The 1,583-nt window shown below is 67.8% G+C and carries 2 protein-coding genes; one reads left to right on the forward strand and one right to left on the reverse strand.

Annotated features, from left to right (window positions below; all coding sequences use genetic code 11):
- Positions 1 to 96: 96 nt before the first annotated feature.
- A complete protein-coding gene (locus I71_RS15645; protein ID WP_042695775.1) occupies positions 97 to 1,074 on the forward strand; it encodes a DMT family transporter in 978 nt (325 codons plus the stop codon).
- 54 nt (positions 1,075 to 1,128) lie between these two features.
- Here I71_RS15645 and I71_RS15650 read toward each other — a convergent pair.
- A partial coding sequence (locus tag I71_RS15650) for a TetR family transcriptional regulator (RefSeq protein ID WP_042695776.1) occupies positions 1,129 to 1,583 on the reverse strand: 455 nt, incomplete at its 5' end.

A 1,583-nucleotide genomic window follows, 5' to 3' on the forward strand; every position in this document is an offset into this window, starting at 1 on the left:
GCTATAGTCGTGGCCCGGCCGTGCAATCACCGTCGCACTCGCCACCCAGGCCCTGGGTTGAGCCGCCACTGGATTCATCAAAAGGACGCGCCGATCATGCCGGGACAGATGCCGGACTCCGCCGCCGGCTCTCATGCCGAATCCGCGCCTGAAGCCTCTTCCCGTCCATCGACTTCCGGCAACCGCGCCGGTATTGCGCTTCGGCTGGTGTCGGCCGGGCTGTTCGTGGTGATGTCGCTGTTCGTCCGGCTGGCATCCGTCGAGGCGCCGGTCGGGCAGATCGTGTTCTTCCGCAGCGCCTTCGCGCTGCCGCCCATCATCGCCTACCTGATGTGGCGCCGTCAGTTCCCGTCCGCCCTGAAGACACGGCAGCCGGTCGGGCACCTGAAGCGCAACCTGTTTGGGGGCGCCGCGATGGTGCTCTCCTTCGTCTCGCTGGCCTATCTGCCCCTGGCGCTGGCGACGGCGCTGGGCTTTCTGGCTCCACTGATCTCGGTGCCGGCCGCCATGCTGTTCCTGCGCGAACGGCCGGGCGCCGTGCCGGTCTGGGCGGCTCTGGTCGGCTTCGCCGGCGTCGTCCTGATGCTGGCGCCGGCCTTCGACGGGCCGCGACTGGACCACGACACCATCATCGGGGTGGCGGCCGGTCTTGCGATGGCGGTTGCGACCGCCGCCGGCCGGGTCCAGATCAAGACGCTGACCGCCACCGAGGCGCCGGGGACCATCGCCTTCTACTTCGCCCTTCTCTGTGCGCTCGGTGGCCTGACGAGCCTGCCGTTCGGCTGGATCGCCCCGGCCGGATCCTCTTTGGCTTACCTGATCGGAGCGGGCATCACCGGTGGACTGGCGCACATCACCATGACCGAGGCGATGGCCCGCGCCCCGGTGTCCACCCAGGCGCCGTTCGACTACACCGCCATGCTGTGGGCCCTGATCCTCGACGCGGCGATCTTCGGGCTGCTGCCGTCGCCTGTCAGTCTCGTCGGCGCTTTCGTCATCGCGGCGTCGGCCCTGGTGGTCCCGCTGTCAGGCAGGATCACCGGCCGACTGGAGGCGGTCCGGGCGGTCCGCTGACGGTCGGGGGCAGGCAGGATTGCATGGCGGCGACGCGCCGAACCGAGTCCTCGGCTACGGCCGCAGCGACTGGAGCACCAGCTCCACCATATGGCTCAGCCGCTCCTCCTTCGCCGGTTCGGCGAGCAGGTCGCGGCCGAAGATGACCGACAGGGTGTGGACGTTGGACAGGTAGAAATAGGACAGCCCGGCGATGGAGATATAGAGCTGCACCGGATCGACGCCGGTGCGGAACACCCCCTGCTTCACCCCCCGCGCCAGCACTTCGGCGATCATCTGCACGAAGGGGGAGTGCATCGACTGCACCTGGGACGAGGTCTTCAGCAGTTCGGCCCGGTGCAGGTTCTCGATGTTCAGCAGGGCCATGAATTCGGGACGGTCGATGAAATACTGCCAGGTGAAGCCGATCAACCGGGCGATGGCGTCGGGCGGCGCCAGCTTGTCCAGATTCAGCGTGCGCTCGGTCTCGCGGATGTGGGCATAGGCATCCTCAAGGACCGCCAGATACA

Source organism: Azospirillum sp. B506, assembly GCF_000333595.1.
Taxonomy (GTDB): domain Bacteria; phylum Pseudomonadota; class Alphaproteobacteria; order Azospirillales; family Azospirillaceae; genus Azospirillum.

Excerpts from the sequence above, each read along its gene's own strand:
- I71_RS15645 (WP_042695775.1), top strand. The coding sequence starts at position 97 with ATGCCGGGACAGATGCCGGACTCCGCCGCCGGCTCTCATGCCGAATCC.